The sequence below is a fragment of the Streptomyces sp. Y309 genome (genome assembly GCF_056712025.1).
On the sequence record NZ_CM160048.1, the window covers coordinates 8,902,790 to 8,917,772 of the forward strand.

A 14,983-nucleotide genomic window follows, 5' to 3' on the forward strand; every position below is an offset into this window, starting at 1 on the left:
GCCTGCCACCTTCCGCACCCGGGCAGATTCACGCGCCGTGCCACACGGTGGTCGCGTTGCAGAACTCCTTGATGCCGTGCCCGGACAGTTCGCGGCCGTACCCGGAGCGCTTGACGCCGCCGAAGGGGAACGCCGGATGCGAGGCGGTCATCCCGTTGAAGTAGACGCCGCCCGCCTGCAGATCACGTACGAAACGCTGCTGCTCGGCCGCGTCCGTGGTCCACGCGTTGGAACTCAGCCCGAACGACGTGTCGTTGGCGACCGCGATCGCCTCGTCCAGATCCGCCACCCGGTAGACCGTGGCCACCGGGCCGAAGGCCTCTTCTTGGTGGATGCGCATGTCGCGGGTGATGCCGGTCAGGACGGTCGGCTCGTAGTAGAAGCCCCGCTCGAGACCCTTGGGCCGCTGCCCGCCGCACACGGTGGTCGCGCCGCGGCGTACGGCGTCGTCGACGAGCTCCTCCAGGTCCGCGCGGCCCTGCTCGCTGGAGAGCGGGCCCACATCCGTGCCCTCGTCCATCGGATCGCCGACGGTCAGTTCCCGCATGCCCGCGGCGAACCGCTGCAGGAAGGCGTCGTACACCTCGCCGTGCACGATGAACCGCTTGGCGGCGATGCAGGACTGGCCCGCGTTCTGCACCCGCGCCGTGACGGCGGTGCGCGCCGCGGCCTCCACGTCGGCCGACGGCATCACCACGAAGGGGTCGCTGCCGCCCAGCTCCAGGACGGTCTTCTTCACCTCGTCACCCGCGATCGCGGCCACCGATCGGCCCGCGCCCTCGCTGCCGGTGAGCGTGGCGGCGGCGACCCGCGGGTCACGCAGGATGCCCTCGACGGCGCCGGAGCCGACAAGCAGCGTCTGGAAACAGCCCTCGTCGAAACCCGCGCGCCGGAAGAGGTCCTCCAGGTACAGGGCGGTCTGCGGCACGTTCGACGCGTGCTTGAGCAGTCCGACATTGCCCGCCATCAGGGCGGGCGCGGCGAACCGCACCACCTGCCAGAGCGGGAAGTTCCACGGCATCACGGCGAGCACGACGCCGACCGGGCGGTAGCGGACGAAGACACGGCTCGCACCGGAGTCGCGTACGTCGCCGTCGTCGGGCCGCTCGTCGGCGAGCAGCCCCTCGGCGTGGCCGGCGTACCAGCGCATCGTCTTGGCGCACTTGCCGGCCTCCGCGCGGGCGGCCGCGAGCGGCTTGCCCATCTCGGTGGTGATGGTGCGCGCGACGTCGGCGGCGTCCTCGTCGAGGAGATCGGCCGCCCGGCGCAGCAGGACGGCGCGCTGGGCGAAGGGCGTGCCGCGGTAGCGCTCGAAGGCCGCCGTGGCGCGAGCCAGCCGCGCTTCGATCCCCTGGGCGCCGAGCGCCTCGAAGGTCCGCTCGGTCTCGCCGGTCGCCGGATTCACGGTTGCGATGGGCATGCCAGTGGCCTCCTTGTACGCCTCCATCGACCTTGTCGCGCCACTCGCCGCGGCGCAACGCGGAAACTGCCGCGTACCCGGCGGGGGCGGGGTCATACCGGACGGGCCATACCGGGCCGCGGCGCGCATCAGGTGCGCCCGACCGGGTGAGGCGCACTGGGGTGACAGTAGAAAGCCCTAATTCCGGCATTTAGGAAAAAAGCTCACTTATAGTGCTACGGTCCCTTGCGATTCGGCAATTCATGGACCACGTGTGCAACCCGTGCAACGCGTGCCACACATGCAACGTGCAGAAGCAAAGTAGACCGTGTAGAGGTGTGCGTGAAGGTCGTCTGCGTCGGAGGCGGGCCCGCCGGCCTGTATCTCTCCATCCTGCTGAAGCGGCAGGACCCGTCCACCGAGATCACCGTGTACGAACGCAATCCCGAGGGCTCGACCTACGGCTGGGGCGTCACGTACTGGCGCGGGCTGCTCGACAAGCTGCACGCGCACGACCCCGAGTCGGCGCGCGCGGTCGAGGAGCACTCGGTCCGCTGGCGCGACGGCGTCGCCCATGTGCGGGACGGCGTACGGGACCTGACGACACGTCACCAAGGGGACGAGGGGTTCGGCATCGGCCGCCACCGGCTCCTGAAGATCCTCGCGGCCCGGGCCAGGGCCCTCGGCGTACGGCTGGAGTTCGCCCACGAGATGGCCCCGGGCGAGCTGCCCCGTGACGCCGACCTGGTGGTGGCGGGCGACGGCCTGCACAGCAGCCTGCGCACCCGCGACGCCGACCACTTCGGCACCGACGTCAAGGCCGGGCGCAACCACTACACCTGGCTCGGCACCACGAAGGTCTTCGACGCCTTCACCTTCTCCTTCGTGGAGACCGAGCACGGCTGGATCTGGTGCTACGCGTACGGCTACGGCGCCGAGGGCAGCACGTGCGTGATCGAGTGCGCGCCCGAGACGTGGTCCGGCCTCGGGCTCGACCGCGCCGACGAGGCTGACGGGCTCGCCCTGCTGGAGAAGCTCTTCGCCGACCTGCTCGACGGCCACCGCCTCATCGGCCGCTCCGCCGGCGACGGCAGACCGCAGTGGCTGACCTTCCGCACCCTCACCAACCAGCGCTGGTACTGCGACAACGTCGTCCTGCTCGGCGACGCCGCCCACACCACGCACTACTCGATCGGCGCCGGCACGACCCTCGCTCTGGAGGATGCCATCGCGCTCGCCGGTGCGTTGCGCGAGCACACGGCACTGCCGCGCGCGCTCGCCGCCTACGAGGAGGAGCGGAAGTCCGCCCTCCTGTCGATCCAGAGCGCGGCCCGCTACAGCGCCCAGTGGTACGAGCACCTGCCCCGCTACATCCACCTCCCCCCGCACCGCATGTTCGCCCTCCTCGGCCAGCGCCACTCACCCCTGCTGCCGCACGTCCCGCCCCACCTCTACTACGGCCTCGACAAGGCCGTCGGCCGCCTCCATGCCCTGCGCCGCCTCAAGCGCTGGCTGGGCCCGAAGGTCGCGCGGGCCGCCCACGCCCGGGCGCTGGCTCCTCGGTAGGGGGGAGGAGTTGGTCAGTCGGTGCCCTCGGGGCGGTGGAAGCGCACCTCCGGGTACCGTGCCGACGGCCTCTCCAGGAGCGGCGACTCCCGGCCCCGCAGGTGTGTGTCGACGAACGCCGTGACGTAGGCGCGGACGATCGCGTCGCTACGGTCGCCGTCGAGGTCCTGCAGCGGGACGCCGAGCTGCTTGGCCAGCGGTGCCAGGTCGGTCACGGAGTTGTGCTCGATGCTGTCGACGGTCAACCAGCGCTTCCAGCCCGTCAGTTCGGTCCAGGTCTCGTCCCAGGTCCCGTCCGGCCCGCCGGGTACGTGACCGGGCTTGCCCAGCATCAGCAGCGGCCGGTCGACGGGGGTGTCGTTGGGGTAGTGGAAGTTGCCGTCCATGTTGACGGCGGCCTTGATCCGCTTGTCGCGCAGCAGGGCGGGGATCGTACTGAAGCCGCCGGCCGAGTGGCCGACCATGGCGATGCGGCGGGTGTCGATCGGTGTGCCGCGGCCCTTCCAAGGCAGGCCCCTGAGTGGGGCCTTGGCTGAGGACTTGAGTGGAGCCTTGGTCCCGGTCGTGCCCGTGAGTTCGTCGAGTACGAAGGTGACGTCTTCGGCGCGGACGGCTCCGACCTTGGGGTAGTCCCTGTCCTCGCATGCCACGCAGGACGTGGTGTGCCCGTCGGGGAAGGAGATGCCGTCGGCTTCGTAGTTGTGCCCGATGGCGGCCACGGCGTAGCCGTGACTGGCGAGTTCCTCGGCGAGCCCGGTCAGCGTGGCGCGCGGCATGCCGAAGCCGGGCGAGAGCACGACCAGCGGCAGCCCGCCGGGCACGGAGACCGGCTTGGCGCCCACCGTCGCGTGGGTGACCACTTCGCTCAACACGGCGGGTGGCACGGGCACTTCATTGGCCGTCATGTACCGCTTGGACTCCTCCGCGGTCATGTACGGCGCCGGAGTGTGCGAGGGCTTCCTCGCCGGGTACCAGAGGGACACCATCAGCTCCCGCCGCTCCTTGGGCACCCAGGGGTCAGCGCGGTCCTCGTCCTTCAGGTGCAGGGTCGTCAGTCCCACCGGCCGGTTCCCGGTGGGCGCGGGCAAGGTCGGCGCGGTCCGCTCCGGCGGCGTGGGTGAGGCGGTGTCGGCGCGGGCGGTCGCACCGCCGCCCCCGACATGGACGCCGCCAACGGTGACGTCTCCGACGGAGACGAGCAGTGCCACGACGGATACCGCACTGGCGAGGGACGCGCGCTGCCTGGCCTTCATGTTGGTCATCGCTTTCTGTCGGCGGTTCGGCACGGCGGACGCGGCGTGCCGGGACGCTTGCACGCTCCGCACGCTATGAGGCCGACGCCACGCAGGGCGTCGGCCCTGGGGTGACATCTGGCGACTGGTGTTGCACCTGTGGGGTGACTGCCCTGGGTGACAGCGGCCCGCGCCGCCCGGCCGTGCCGGGCGACTCGGGCCCCTAAGCCGGGCGCTCGCCCGGGGCGCGGCCGCGGAGCCGGCACTCGCCCGTGAACAGCGAGGCCAGATGGTCCCCGAGAGCGGCCACCGCGGCGGCGGGCGGCATCCCCGCCGGGTCGGCGAAGACGTGGCCGACGAGGCCTTCGGCGTACGCGGCGATGCGCGCCGCTTCGGTGTCCGCGTCCGTGGTCTCCGGTACCTCGCCGCACTCCTTGGCGTTGGTGACCGCCTCGGCGATCCGCGCGCGGCGGCGGCGCAGGGCGGCCACCTTCATCTCGGCCAGGCGCGGGTCGTCGGCCGCGCGCCCGGTGAAGGCGAGCGCCACCCGCCACTCCTGGCGGCGCTCGTCGTCCAGGGGCAGGGATTCGCGCAGCGCGTCGAGGACGATGTGAGGGCAGAGTCCGCCTCGACGAGACCGTACGCACGTACCTGCCGTGGTTCCGGCCGTCGGGGGAGGGCGGCGAGCGCATCACCGTACGCCACCTGCTCAACCAGACCAGCGGCATCTCCGAACGCGAGGGGCTCGAGCGGTCCGACAGGGGCGACAACGAGCCGGGCGGCGTCCAGCGCAGGGCGCGCAGCCTGGCCGGGGTTCCCCTGAGCGGGGTGCCGGGGGAGCGGCACCGGTACAGCGCCGCCAACTTCATGCTGCTGGGCGCCGTGGTCGAGAAGGTCACCAGGCGCGCGTTCGGCGATCACCTGACGCGGGAGATCCTGCGCCCCCTCGGCATGAAGGGCACGATCACCGACGCCGCCACCGCCGGACGCCGCGGCCTGTCCCCCGGCCACCGCTACTACTTCGGCCGGCCCCAGCGCTACGGTCCCGCGTTCGACACATCCGGTGTCTCCTACGGCTACCTGGGCGCGTCCCTGGAGGACATGAGCCGCTTCGCCGCCGTCCAACTGGGCGCGAAACAGGGCGTGCTGTCCCGGAAGGCGATCCGTCGGGTGCACACCGGAGCCGTGCCGGTCCGCGGCTCTCAGCGGTACGGGCTGGGCTGGCGCGACGACTCCTTCGACGACCTGGGCATCCGCGCCGTCTGGCACGGCGGTGCGACGCCCGCCTACCAAGCCGTCGTCGCACTCGCTCCCGAGAAGCGGCTCGCCGTCGTCGTGCAGCAGAACATCTACGGCATCCTGCTCGCGATCACTGCATTGGGGTGTGCGCTCGCGGTGCTGCGTGCCGCCGTCACCGTCCGCGCGCTGCGGGCGGTGAGGGGCACCCTGAGGCGTCCGACCCTGAGGCGACCCTGAGACGTCCCCCATCTCTCCCCGACGCGCCCCGGATATGTGTCAAGAATCTTTGACAGGTGGCCCGGGGTCGTGTCAGCTTTTCTTGACAGGAACAAGGGAGAGAGGCCGCGATGGCCGAGGAGCAGGCTCCGGAACCGACGGGCGACAAGCTGCTCAAGGTGCTCACCGCGCTGGGCAATCCGCACCGGATGCGGATCGTCGCCGCGCTCACCGCGCGCCGCAACTATGTCAGCGCGCTGGCCCGGGAGATCGGCATGGGCCGTCCGCTGCTGCACATGCACCTGAAGCTGCTCGAAGGCGCCGGGCTCGTCGTCGGATCGCTGGAGGTGGCCGACGACGGCAAGACGGTGAAGTACTTCGAAGTGGCGCCGTTTCTCTACGAGTTGACCCCCGAGGTCATCCACGAGGCGGTGCGGACTCTCACCGACACGCGCGAAGGTCCGGCCAAGGCCGACAAGACCACGCACACCACGAAAGAGGACGCGAAGTGAACGGACAAGGGGCGACGCTCGCCGCCGACTCCGACCTAGTGGGCGCATGGGTCGGCGGGATCGGCGCCGGCGGGTTCTTCCTGCTGCTGATCGTGATCGTCTGGCAGCTCGCCGCCACCTGGCGGGCCCGGATGATCGCCGCCCGTGAGGAGCAGTACAAACAGCTCGCGACGAAGTACGCGCAGCTCCTCGAGGACAACGTCGAGCTGCACCGCCGCTCGGCCGATGAGATGCGGCAGACGCGTGAGGAGCTGGCGCAGACCCGCCTCGCCGTGACGTCGATGGAGAAGATGATGCGCGAGATCGAATAGGCGCGGCAGCCTGTGGGCGAGCGTGCGTGACCGCGCGGCGACTCGACCGCGCGACGACCGCGTGACGACCGCGCGTCAGCCGCGCGGCAACAGCCCGCTGCGCCCATCGGAAGTGATGCGGCGCGGTACGGCCAGGAGCGGCAACTCCCGGCCGTACCAAGGCAGAACACACCCCGGGGCCATGAAGCCCCGGACCGACACCACCACCCGTACGCCACGGCAGGTCGTCACACCGCAGACGCCGTGGCGCGGGTCCCGTGCGCCTCGTGCCGGTCGGCGACCGGCGGCGCGCTCCACATGAAGGAGACTACTCATGCGTCCGCTGCTCCAGCGCACCGCCGGTGCGCCCGCCGGACGGCGCTCGAAATGGCTCGTCCTCGCGGCCTGGCTGATCCTTGCCGTGGCGCTCGGCCCACTGGCCGGAAAACTGGGCGAGGTCGAGGACACCAGCGCCAACGCGTTCCTGCCGCGCGGCGCGGAGTCCGCGCGGGTCAACACGGAACTGGAGAAGTTCCGCGACGACCCGGTCATGCCCGCCGTCGTCGTCTACACCGGCGACGGGGCGGACGCGGCGGCCGCCGCCGCGCGGTCCGCCACCGCCGACCGGTCCGCCTTCGCGAAGTTCGCCGTCGCGGGCGAGCGGGTCTCACGGCCGCTGCCGTCCGACGACGGCGAGGCCCGCATGGTCGTCGTCCCGCTGTCCAGCGAGGACGACGACATCACCGACAAGGTCGACGAGCTGCGCGACCTCGCGGGCGCGAACGCGCCGCCCGGCCTGGACGTCGAGGTCGGCGGTCCGGCCGGCTCGCTGACCGACCAGGTCGCGGTCTTCGACAGCCTCGACTCGACCCTGATGATCGCCACCGGCCTCGTCGTCGCCGTCCTGCTCCTGATCACCTACCGCAGCCCGGTCCTGTGGCTGTTCCCGCTGATCGCGGTCGGCTTCGCGGCCGTCCTCACCCAGGTCGGCACGTACGTCCTCGCCAAGTACGCGGACCTGCCCGTCGACCCGCAGAGCGCGGGCGTCCTCATGGTCCTCGTCTTCGGCGTCGGCACCGACTACGCGCTGCTGCTCATCGCCCGCTACCGCGAAGAGCTGCACCGCCACGAGGACCGGCACATGGCGATGCGGATCGCACAGCGCCGCTCAGGTCCGGCGATCCTCGCCTCGGCCGGGACCATCGCCGTCGGCCTGGCCTGCCTCGCCTTCGCGGACATCAACTCCTCGCGCTCCCTCGGCCTGGTCGGCGCGGTCGGCGTCGTCTGCGCCTTCCTCGCGATGATCACGATCCTGCCGGCGCTGCTTGTCGCCGCGGGCCGCTGGGTGTTCTGGCCGTTCGTGCCCCGCCACGGCACGCCCGCGCGCAAGGAACGTACGGTCTGGTCGCGCATCGGGGCCGCCGTCGCGCTGCGCCCCCGCTGGTCCTGGCTGATGTCGGTCGCGGTGACCGGAGTCCTGGCGCTCAGCGCCTTCGGCATCAACATGGGGCTGACGCAGGCCGAGATGTTCCAGGACAAGCCCGAGTCGGTGGTCGCCCAGGAGAAGATCTCCGCCCACTATCCGTCCGGCGCCTCCGACCCCGCGAAGATCGTCACGAACGCGCCGCGGGCCGAGCAGGTGAAGTCGGCCGCATCGCGGGTGGACGGCGTGGCCCGCGTGGAGGACGTTGCCCGCACGGGCGACGCCGCCCGCACCAGCGATGGCGCCCGCACCGGCGACGGTGAACTCGCCCAACTCTCCGTGGTGTTGAAGGACGAGCCCGACAGCCGGGCCGCCAAGGACACCGTCGACCGCCTCCGCGAGGCCGTACACGCCGTGGACGGCGCGGAGGCCCTGGTCGGCGGCACCACCGCTCAGACCGTCGACACCCAGCGCGCCGCCGACCGCGACCTCACGACGGTCATCCCGGTCGTCCTGCTGGTCGTCCTCGCCGTCCTGATCTGGCTGCTGCGCGCGCTGGTCGCTCCCCTCCTGCTCCTGGCGACCGTGGTCCTGTCCTTCTTCGCCGCACTCGGCGCCTCGAACCTGCTCTTCGAGCACGCGCTCGGCTTCGCGGGCGTGGACTGGTCGATCCCGCTGATGGGCTTCGTCTTCCTCGTCGCCCTCGGCATCGACTACAACATCTTCCTCATGCACCGGGTCAAGGAGGAGGCGGCCCGCCTCGGCCACACCCGCGGCGTGCTGGAGGGCTTGACCAGCACCGGCGGCGTCATCACCTCCGCGGGCGTCGTACTCGCCGCGACCTTCGCGGTCTTCGCCGGCCTGCCACTGGTGACCATGGCCCAGATGGGCGTGATCGTCGGCATCGGCGTCCTGCTCGACACCTTCCTCGTCCGCACGGTCCTGGTACCCGCCCTGGCCCTGGACCTGGGCCGCTGGTTCTGGTGGCCGGGGAAGCTGTTCCATGCGCTGGGGCGACCGGGGGTGACGGAGAGGGAGGCTCCGGCGCGGGTGGTGGTCTGAGCGGGGGATGTCGGAGTCGAGGGGTGCGGGCGCGGCTGTTCACCACGGCCGCCTGCACCCCTCGTCCGGCTAAGCGTCAGACCGGTACCGCACCTCCCCGAACGGCCAGTCCGATGCCAGCCAGGCCGCCACGGCTGTGTGGAGGGGGCCGTCCAGATCCGCGCGGTCCGCACGCACCCATGAGCGGACATCCGTCACGCGCTTGTCCGCGTGCGACGGGTAGATGTAGACACAGCCGACGACCTCGCCCGCGTCGTCGAGAACCGTGTACGTGAAGCCGGTCCGCTTCTCGAAGTCGCTCGCGTGGCTTTTCAGGTCACGCAGGTTCTCGGCCGGCGTCATTCCCGCGGCGGGTGGCCAGCCACGCTCCTGGAAGCCGGGGGTGGCACGGATGTGCTCGATACTCGACATCCAAGCGGCCTGGGCGGCGTCGTTGTGTTCCGGTCCGAGGGGCTCCAGGCGGAACCCGTCGGCAGCGAGACTCCGGGGAACGACAAAGCTGTCGGGGACGAAAGGATGTTCAGACATGCCGCGAGGCTATCGAGCGGGACTGACAACGCCTCGGGAGCCGAAGGCGCCCTGGGGTCCGTCCGCTGCGGCTGAGCAGGCTTCGTAAAGTTGGGCATGCCGGGCTCGCGCCGCCGTGCTCCGCGGCCGCCCGGAACGGTTTACGGTCGGAAACTGACAGCCCTCAGTCCAGGAGAAGCGCCGTGAGTGAATTCGAGGCGATCGGCGCGCTGCTCGCGGCGGCGCCCGACGCCACCCCGCTGCCGCCCGCCGAGCGTCGGCGGCAGCTGCGTGACGCGCTCGGCCTGTCGCGGGCGCAGGTGGCCCGTGCCATGGGGGTTGAGTTCGTCGACGCTCGCGGCGTGGGAGACGGGGCGTGATCCCGGCGGGGAACTCCGCAGCCGATACGTGTACTTCCTCCAGCAGGCCGAGGAGCGACGTCGTGGACCACCCATGGGTGCCCCGACATCCTGCGCAGGCAGACAGCCCAGGGCGCCGACCAGATCTGGAGGCGCGTCCCAAGTGGACCCGCGTCGACCTGCCGCCCGGCGCCCACGAGGTGACCGCGCTCGACGTCAACGGCGCCTATCTCTCCGCCCTCAAGACCCACCTGCCGATCGGCCGGCCCGAGCACTCCACCGGCTTCGACCACGACCACCGCCGCGCGGGCGTGCACCTGATCACTCCGCCCGACTGGCACCATGACAACCTCTGGATGAAGGCGTGCAAGGCGTACGACGAAGGCCTCACGGTCGTCCGCGCGATGGGCAGCCGACGAACTGCACGTCATCGGCGACTGGCGGACTGTGTTCCCGGAGGGGCGCGGGGTGACCGAGGTGAAGGTCAAGGACACCTACACGTACACCGTCGGCGACACGCACGCCATCGACGCCGAGGACCACGACGGAGGACCACGACGGAGCGCCGCGCGGAGGCGGTGCCTCCGCGCGGCCCATCGGATGTCAGCGGCCCATCACATCTCATCAGGTGCCGGACTCCTCGGGCTTGATCCGGCCGCGCCAGGCCCCCGACTCCCGTGAGCGGTGCTCGATGTACTCCTTGAACCGCCGCATGTCGCCCTTCACCCGGCGGTCGATGATGCCGACCGTCTCGGCGGCCTTCTCCGCCAGGCCCTCGCTCTCGATCTCGATCACGAGCTCCACCCGGGTGCGGGACGCGTCCAGGGACTCGAAGCGGACCATGCCCATCTGCTTGATGTCGCCGCTGGTCGTACGCCAGGCGATGCGTTCGTCCGGGAGCTGGTCGACGATCTCGGTGTCGAACTCCCTGCGTGCCCCGGCGACCTTGGTGGTCCAGTGGTTGCGCCGGTCGTCGAGCTGGACGACTTCCTCCACACCCTCCATGAAGTGCGGGAACTCCTCGAACTGCGTCCACTGGTTGTAAGCAGTGCGAGCGGGAACCTCGACGTCCACCGTCTCCGTGACCGTGCCCATGAGCGTGCCTCCTCCTGGTCCGCGGACGCGGACCTGGTGTGTTCGTCGCGCTTGATCGCGTCGTGCCTGCTCGGCACGGAGCCCGGGTACCCGCGGACACGGGAAACGCACTCCGTCCGGTGCGCGCCGCTCAGCCGAAAGCGTCCCGCAACACGGGCAGCAGCGTCTTCTCCGACCACTCCAGGTACGCGTGTTGGGTGTCGCCACCGACCTGCACCAGCGCGACCTCCGTGAAACCGGCCTCCACGTAGGGCCGTACGGCGGCGACGAAGGCGTCGGGGTCGTCCCCGCAGGGGATGGACGCGGCCACGTCGTCGCGCGTCACGTACTGGGTGGCGCCCGCGAAGGAGTCCGGATGGGGCAGTTCGGCGTTCACCTTCCAGCCGCCGCCGAACCAGCGGAACTGGTCGTGCGCCCGCGTGATGGCCGCCTCACGGTCGGTGTCGTAGCAGATGGGCAACTGCCCCACCCGCGGCTTCCCGGAGCCGCCGTGCCGGTCGAACGCGCTGATCAGCTCCTGCTTGGGCTCCGTGGCGATCACCAGGTCGCCCAGCCGCCCGGCGAGAGCGCAGGACTGTTCGCCGGACACCGCGATGCCGATGGGCGGCGGATCGTCGGGCAGGTCCCACAGGTGCGCCGAGTCCACGTCGTAGTGCTTGCCGTGGTGCGTGACGTGTCCGCCGCCGAAGAGCGCCCGGATGATGCCCACGGCCTCCTCGAACATCTCGTGGCGTACGTCGACGGCCGGCCAGCCCCGGCCCACCACGTGTTCGTTGAGGTTCTCGCCCGATCCGAGGCCGAGCCGGAACCTTCCCTCGGACAGGAGCTGGAGCGTCGCGGCCTTCTGGGCCACCACCGCCGGGTGGTAGCGGAAGGTCGGACACGTCACGTACGTCATCAGCGGGATGCGCGACGTGGCCTGTGCCGCCGCGCCCAGGACGCTCCATGCGTAGGGGGAGTGTCCCTGCGAGCGCAGCCAGGGAAAGTAGTGGTCGCTGGTCACCGAGAAGTCGAACCCTGCCTCCTCGGCGCCGACCACATGCTCGACGAGCTCCCGGGGCCCGGCCTGTTCGGTCATCATCGTGTATCCGATTTGCACCATGCTGTTCGCGTCCCCGGTGCTCACAGGGGCAAACAGGACCTTCCGCCGGATGCCCTAACGCCATGGCCGGGCACACAGCTCCTGCACGTTCCCAGAGGAGTGGGGAGGGAGGGGCGGGGGAAGACTGGCCGCCGGACGCCGAACCGAGACACGCCGGAACACGGGGGACACGGGAGCATGATGGCCGCGACGACACAGGCACGGCGGGTGCGACGGGCACGTACGTGGCGTACGCGTCGCTCGCAGCGGGCGGGCGCGGGCGCGGTGCTTGCGGTGGTGACCGTTCTCGTGGCGGTGGGCTGTGGCGGCTCGGACGAGTCCGACGGGAAGTCGTCGCCCGGCGAAAGCGGGTCGAAGTCCCGCCCCGCGCAGTCCTCGGGTAGCTCGGGAAGCCCGTCCGCCGAGCGCACGGCCTCGGCGGAACCCTCGGTGTCGGCGGCGGACGGAGCGGACGTCGGCGCGTGCGCGGACGGCAACTGCGAGGTCGCGGTGTCCGATCCGGTGACGTTCCGTTTCAAGGGCCCGCGCGGTCCGGCCACGCTGTCCGTGACCGAGGTCGGCCCGAACAAGGTCGAGTACTCGGTGAAGTCGGGCAGCGGGCGGTCCAAGGGCAGCGCCGGCGGTCCGGGCCAGGGCTGCATCACCGTGCTCCGCAGCAACGGCAGCGGCAACTCCTGCGGAGGCGTGGGGACCGACCGGCCGAGCGCTCAGCCCGACGCCGCCGTCATCCAGCTGGCGGCCGGGCCGGACGGCACGGCCCTCCTCCACATCGTGTCGAACTGACGGCGCGTCAGCGTACGGGGCTGAGGGGCGCGTCCTCCTCGTGGCCGAGCATCTCCCACGCCTGCTGGAACAGTGCCCCGGCCGGCATGCCGCTCACCGCTCCCAGGACCGGGCCGACGGGCTTGTACGCGATCTTCGCCGCTCGCAAGGCCTCACTTCCCTTTGCGCCGGAACACCAGCCACAGCGCGGTGGCCCCTGCCGCGACGGCCAGCAGCAGGCCGCGGTTCCTGCGCGCCGCCTCGGCGCTCTGGCCCGCCTTCTGCCTGAGCAGTTCGGGCGTCTGCTCCTGGAGTATGTCGCCTGCCTGACTGGCCATCGCCTTGGCCTGGTCCGTGGTGTGGGCGGCCTTGGCCTTCACGTCGGTCGTCGCTGCCGCCAGCGCGTCGACCGTCCGGTCGAGTCCCTGCTTGGCCTCTTCGGCCTGCTTGCGCAGCCCTTCCGCAAGGGCCGGGCTCTTCGAGTCGTGCGTCCGGTGGGTCATGGGTCAGTACTCCTCTTACGTCGTCCGGCGGGACCTTCACCCCCGGTGCGTCACCAGCGGTACCACCGACCCCTGCGCCCGCCGTGCCCGATCGGGCGTACGACGAAGCCGAGCAGCCACGCGACGATGAGGACGGCGGCCACCAACCACAGGAACTTGACGGCGAAACCCGCGCCGAACAGCACGACCGCGAGCAGCAGAACCAGCAGCAAAGGAACCATGGCTATCAACCTCCGCCGCCCCGAGTGCCCCCGAGCGGCGCCCTCACACCGGCGTCCGCGGCTCCCGCTTCGCGAGACGGGCCCACGCGTCCTGGTCGTAGGGGCAGCGGGGGCGCAGGTTGACGCGTTCGCTCAGGAGCGTGCGGGCCAGGTCGCGGCGTCCGGCGCGCAGCGCCGACTCGACCAGGGTCTTCTGCACGGCGTCCCGCTGGGCGTGGCTGCCGCCGAAGGTGTGGAGGCGGTGCCGCAGCGGCAGCAGCAGGTCGACCGCGTCGGCGTGGCGCCCCTGCCCGTACGCCACGAGGGCCCGGCACACCGGAAGCCCGATCTCGGCGGTCATCGGGACGTTGGAGAGACCCGGGCGGCCGGATCCGGCGTCCCGCAGCCAGGCCTCCCGGTCGCGGATGAGCTGTTCGGCGTCGGACACGCGGCCGGCCCCGACGTGGGCCATGACGGCGTGGACGTCGTTGAAGGCGTAATAGGCCCCGTCGCCGCGGCGCGCCCAGGCGTCGGCGAGGGCGGGCCAGCGGTCACCGGTGTCGGTGCCCGCGAGGTAGAGCCGCCAGAGCAAGGACGCGGCGTCCAGGAGCTCCATCGCGGCCCCGCCCGAACCGTCGTGGTGCACGGCGGCGTCGTAGACCGCGAGGACCTTGTCCGTGCGGCCCGTCTCCAGGACGTACAAGGCATAGTGCCACCAGTTGTGCACGTTCAGGTAGTTGCCGGTCGACCAATCGTCCGCGCGGGCGTCGAGGTAGCGGATGCCGTCCTCGTACCGCCCCTGCATCTCGTAGGCATGCACCACGGCGTGGATGCCCCAGACGTCGCGCGCGTTGCGTTCGACGGCGTCCAGGCCGACGCGCTCGGCCAGCGTGTAGTGCCCGGCCTCTTCCAGGCCGAACGCGTACATGCCCTGGAGCAGGCCGTAGTGCGGATCGTCCGTGTCCCAGGCGGACAGCGCGCCGCCGATGCGGTCGCGCAGCAGCACGGCGTTGCCGGTGAAGAAGTCGATCTGGTGGCCGACGGCGAGGGCGAGGGCGTCCCTCGGGTGGGCCACGACGAGCTCGGCGAGGACGCGGCCCGCCGCGTGCATGTCGCCGTCGAGCCAGAGCGACGCGGCCTCGACGTGCATGCGCTCACGCGGGGTCAGCTCGGCCGCGTGCACGTCCGCGCGGTACGCCTCGAATGCCGTGGCCGCCTCGGCCGCGTCCCGCTCCTCCGTGCCCAACAGGCCGAGGTACGCCCCGAAGACGTGCCCCATGGTCGAGCGGGGCGAGGCGTCGAGCACCGCCCGGGCCTCCGGCGCGACGTCCTCGCGGAAGTAGAGCAGGTGGTCGAGCGCCTTCTCGTAGTGCCGCACGGCGTCGGCGTCGGTGTGCGTCATCGCGTGCGTGTGCCGGTCCGTGACCACTGTGTCCTCCCGCCGGGTCGCCTCGTGCCGCAGTGATCTCTGCCCCGTGGCGGTCGGGCGGACACCACGGAGCGGCAGAGTCCCCGG

The 14,983-nt window shown here is 71.3% G+C and carries 16 protein-coding genes and 2 pseudogenes; 8 read left to right on the plus strand and 10 right to left on the minus strand.

The annotated features are described in order from the left end of the window. Window positions 1–28: 28 nt before the first annotated feature. Window positions 29–1,420: an NADP-dependent succinic semialdehyde dehydrogenase gene (locus AC0KTA_RS37500; protein ID WP_481052658.1), complete on the minus strand. Its 1,392-nt coding sequence runs from the start codon at window positions 1,418–1,420 to the stop codon at window positions 29–31. A gap of 315 nt (window positions 1,421–1,735) precedes the next feature. Here AC0KTA_RS37500 and AC0KTA_RS37505 point away from each other — a divergent pair, with 315 nt between their 5' ends. Continuing rightward, window positions 1,736–2,965 carry an FAD-dependent monooxygenase gene (locus AC0KTA_RS37505; RefSeq protein WP_481052659.1) on the plus strand — a complete coding sequence of 410 codons (1,230 nt, stop codon included), beginning with the start codon at window positions 1,736–1,738 and terminating at the stop codon, window positions 2,963–2,965. 14 nt (window positions 2,966–2,979) lie between these two features. On the opposite strand, the gene AC0KTA_RS37510 is transcribed toward AC0KTA_RS37505, so the two are convergent. Further along, window positions 2,980–4,281, minus strand: coding sequence for an alpha/beta hydrolase family protein (locus AC0KTA_RS37510; RefSeq protein ID WP_481052660.1), 1,302 nt, complete (start codon window positions 4,279–4,281; stop codon window positions 2,980–2,982). A 139-nt stretch (window positions 4,282–4,420) separates the two neighbouring features. Then, window positions 4,421–4,807 carry a TetR family transcriptional regulator C-terminal domain-containing protein gene (locus AC0KTA_RS37515; protein WP_481056696.1) on the minus strand — a complete coding sequence of 129 codons (387 nt, stop codon included), beginning with the start codon at window positions 4,805–4,807 and terminating at the stop codon, window positions 4,421–4,423. Here AC0KTA_RS37515 and AC0KTA_RS37520 point away from each other — a divergent pair. The 4 genes from AC0KTA_RS37520 to AC0KTA_RS37535 all read left to right on the plus strand — a co-directional run bounded on the left by AC0KTA_RS37520 (window position 4,783) and on the right by AC0KTA_RS37535 (window position 8,939). Then, on the plus strand, window positions 4,783–5,673 hold the full coding sequence (locus AC0KTA_RS37520) for a serine hydrolase domain-containing protein (protein WP_481056697.1): 891 nt from the start codon (window positions 4,783–4,785) through the stop codon (window positions 5,671–5,673). The two genes, AC0KTA_RS37515 and AC0KTA_RS37520, sit on opposite strands and share 25 nt — an antisense overlap. A gap of 110 nt (window positions 5,674–5,783) precedes the next feature. Further along, on the plus strand, window positions 5,784–6,164 hold the full coding sequence (locus tag AC0KTA_RS37525) for an ArsR/SmtB family transcription factor (protein ID WP_481052661.1): 381 nt from the start codon (window positions 5,784–5,786) through the stop codon (window positions 6,162–6,164). Then, the gene (locus AC0KTA_RS37530; protein WP_481052662.1) at window positions 6,161–6,475 is read left to right on the plus strand and encodes a hypothetical protein; all 315 of its coding nucleotides are present in this window, start codon (window positions 6,161–6,163) and stop codon (window positions 6,473–6,475) included. Before AC0KTA_RS37525 ends, AC0KTA_RS37530 begins: the two co-directional genes overlap by 4 nt. A 313-nt stretch (window positions 6,476–6,788) precedes the next feature. Next, on the plus strand, window positions 6,789–8,939 hold the full coding sequence (locus AC0KTA_RS37535) for an MMPL family transporter (protein WP_481052663.1): 2,151 nt from the start codon (window positions 6,789–6,791) through the stop codon (window positions 8,937–8,939). 69 nt (window positions 8,940–9,008) lie between these two features. On the opposite strand, the gene AC0KTA_RS37540 is transcribed toward AC0KTA_RS37535, so the two are convergent. After that, window positions 9,009–9,467 carry a GNAT family N-acetyltransferase gene (locus AC0KTA_RS37540; protein ID WP_481052664.1) on the minus strand — a complete coding sequence of 153 codons (459 nt, stop codon included), beginning with the start codon at window positions 9,465–9,467 and terminating at the stop codon, window positions 9,009–9,011. A gap of 182 nt (window positions 9,468–9,649) precedes the next feature. On the opposite strand from AC0KTA_RS37540, the gene AC0KTA_RS37545 reads away from it, so the two are divergent. Both AC0KTA_RS37545 and AC0KTA_RS37550 read left to right on the plus strand, forming a co-directional pair. Continuing rightward, the gene (locus AC0KTA_RS37545) at window positions 9,650–9,826 is read left to right on the plus strand and encodes a hypothetical protein (RefSeq protein WP_481052665.1); all 177 of its coding nucleotides are present in this window, start codon (window positions 9,650–9,652) and stop codon (window positions 9,824–9,826) included. Between the two features lie 50 nt (window positions 9,827–9,876). Continuing rightward, window positions 9,877–10,306 (plus strand): annotated as a pseudogene (locus tag AC0KTA_RS37550) (hypothetical protein); the annotation flags it as partial. Between the two features lie 123 nt (window positions 10,307–10,429). Here the strand turns inward: AC0KTA_RS37550 and AC0KTA_RS37555 are convergent. Together AC0KTA_RS37555 and AC0KTA_RS37560 are read right to left on the minus strand one after the other, a co-directional pair. Next, window positions 10,430–10,900: an SRPBCC family protein gene (locus AC0KTA_RS37555; RefSeq protein WP_481052666.1), complete on the minus strand. Its 471-nt coding sequence runs from the start codon at window positions 10,898–10,900 to the stop codon at window positions 10,430–10,432. A gap of 130 nt (window positions 10,901–11,030) precedes the next feature. Then, complete coding sequence (locus AC0KTA_RS37560; RefSeq protein WP_481052667.1) at window positions 11,031–12,002, minus strand: LLM class F420-dependent oxidoreductase; 972 nt, start codon at window positions 12,000–12,002, stop codon at window positions 11,031–11,033. 177 nt (window positions 12,003–12,179) lie between these two features. On the opposite strand from AC0KTA_RS37560, the gene AC0KTA_RS37565 reads away from it, so the two are divergent. After that, complete coding sequence (locus AC0KTA_RS37565) at window positions 12,180–12,785, plus strand: hypothetical protein (protein WP_481052668.1); 606 nt, start codon at window positions 12,180–12,182, stop codon at window positions 12,783–12,785. 25 nt (window positions 12,786–12,810) lie between these two features. Here the strand turns inward: AC0KTA_RS37565 and AC0KTA_RS37570 are convergent. The 4 genes and pseudogenes from AC0KTA_RS37570 to AC0KTA_RS37585 form a co-directional block, all read right to left on the minus strand. Continuing rightward, a pseudogene (locus AC0KTA_RS37570) lies at window positions 12,811–12,933 on the minus strand (DUF4235 domain-containing protein); the annotation flags it as partial. A gap of 4 nt (window positions 12,934–12,937) precedes the next feature. Beyond that, on the minus strand, window positions 12,938–13,267 hold the full coding sequence (locus AC0KTA_RS37575) for a DUF3618 domain-containing protein (RefSeq protein ID WP_481052669.1): 330 nt from the start codon (window positions 13,265–13,267) through the stop codon (window positions 12,938–12,940). A gap of 50 nt (window positions 13,268–13,317) precedes the next feature. Beyond that, on the minus strand, window positions 13,318–13,488 hold the full coding sequence (locus AC0KTA_RS37580; RefSeq protein ID WP_481052670.1) for a hydrophobic protein: 171 nt from the start codon (window positions 13,486–13,488) through the stop codon (window positions 13,318–13,320). Window positions 13,489–13,531: 43 nt separating this feature from the next. Continuing rightward, complete coding sequence (locus AC0KTA_RS37585; protein ID WP_481052671.1) at window positions 13,532–14,869, minus strand: tetratricopeptide repeat protein; 1,338 nt, start codon at window positions 14,867–14,869, stop codon at window positions 13,532–13,534. Window positions 14,870–14,983: the final 114 nt, after the last annotated feature.

What these genes read in the sequence shown, in the direction of transcription:
- AC0KTA_RS37525 (WP_481052661.1), top strand. Translation starts at nt 5,784, where the DNA reads ATGGCCGAGGAGCAGGCTCCGGAACCGACGGGCGACAAGCTGCTCAAG.
- AC0KTA_RS37575 (WP_481052669.1), bottom strand. Translation starts at nt 13,267, where the DNA reads ATGACCCACCGGACGCACGACTCGAAGAGCCCGGCCCTTGCGGAAGGG.
- AC0KTA_RS37555 (WP_481052666.1), bottom strand. Translation starts at nt 10,900, where the DNA reads ATGGGCACGGTCACGGAGACGGTGGACGTCGAGGTTCCCGCTCGCACT.
- AC0KTA_RS37535 (WP_481052663.1), top strand. Translation starts at nt 6,789, where the DNA reads ATGCGTCCGCTGCTCCAGCGCACCGCCGGTGCGCCCGCCGGACGGCGC.
- AC0KTA_RS37560 (WP_481052667.1), bottom strand. Translation starts at nt 12,002, where the DNA reads ATGGTGCAAATCGGATACACGATGATGACCGAACAGGCCGGGCCCCGG.
- AC0KTA_RS37540 (WP_481052664.1), bottom strand. Translation starts at nt 9,467, where the DNA reads ATGTCTGAACATCCTTTCGTCCCCGACAGCTTTGTCGTTCCCCGGAGT.
- AC0KTA_RS37565 (WP_481052668.1), top strand. Translation starts at nt 12,180, where the DNA reads ATGATGGCCGCGACGACACAGGCACGGCGGGTGCGACGGGCACGTACG.
- AC0KTA_RS37500 (WP_481052658.1), bottom strand. Translation starts at nt 1,420, where the DNA reads ATGCCCATCGCAACCGTGAATCCGGCGACCGGCGAGACCGAGCGGACC.
- AC0KTA_RS37585 (WP_481052671.1), bottom strand. Translation starts at nt 14,869, where the DNA reads ATGACGCACACCGACGCCGACGCCGTGCGGCACTACGAGAAGGCGCTC.
- AC0KTA_RS37580 (WP_481052670.1), bottom strand. Translation starts at nt 13,488, where the DNA reads ATGGTTCCTTTGCTGCTGGTTCTGCTGCTCGCGGTCGTGCTGTTCGGC.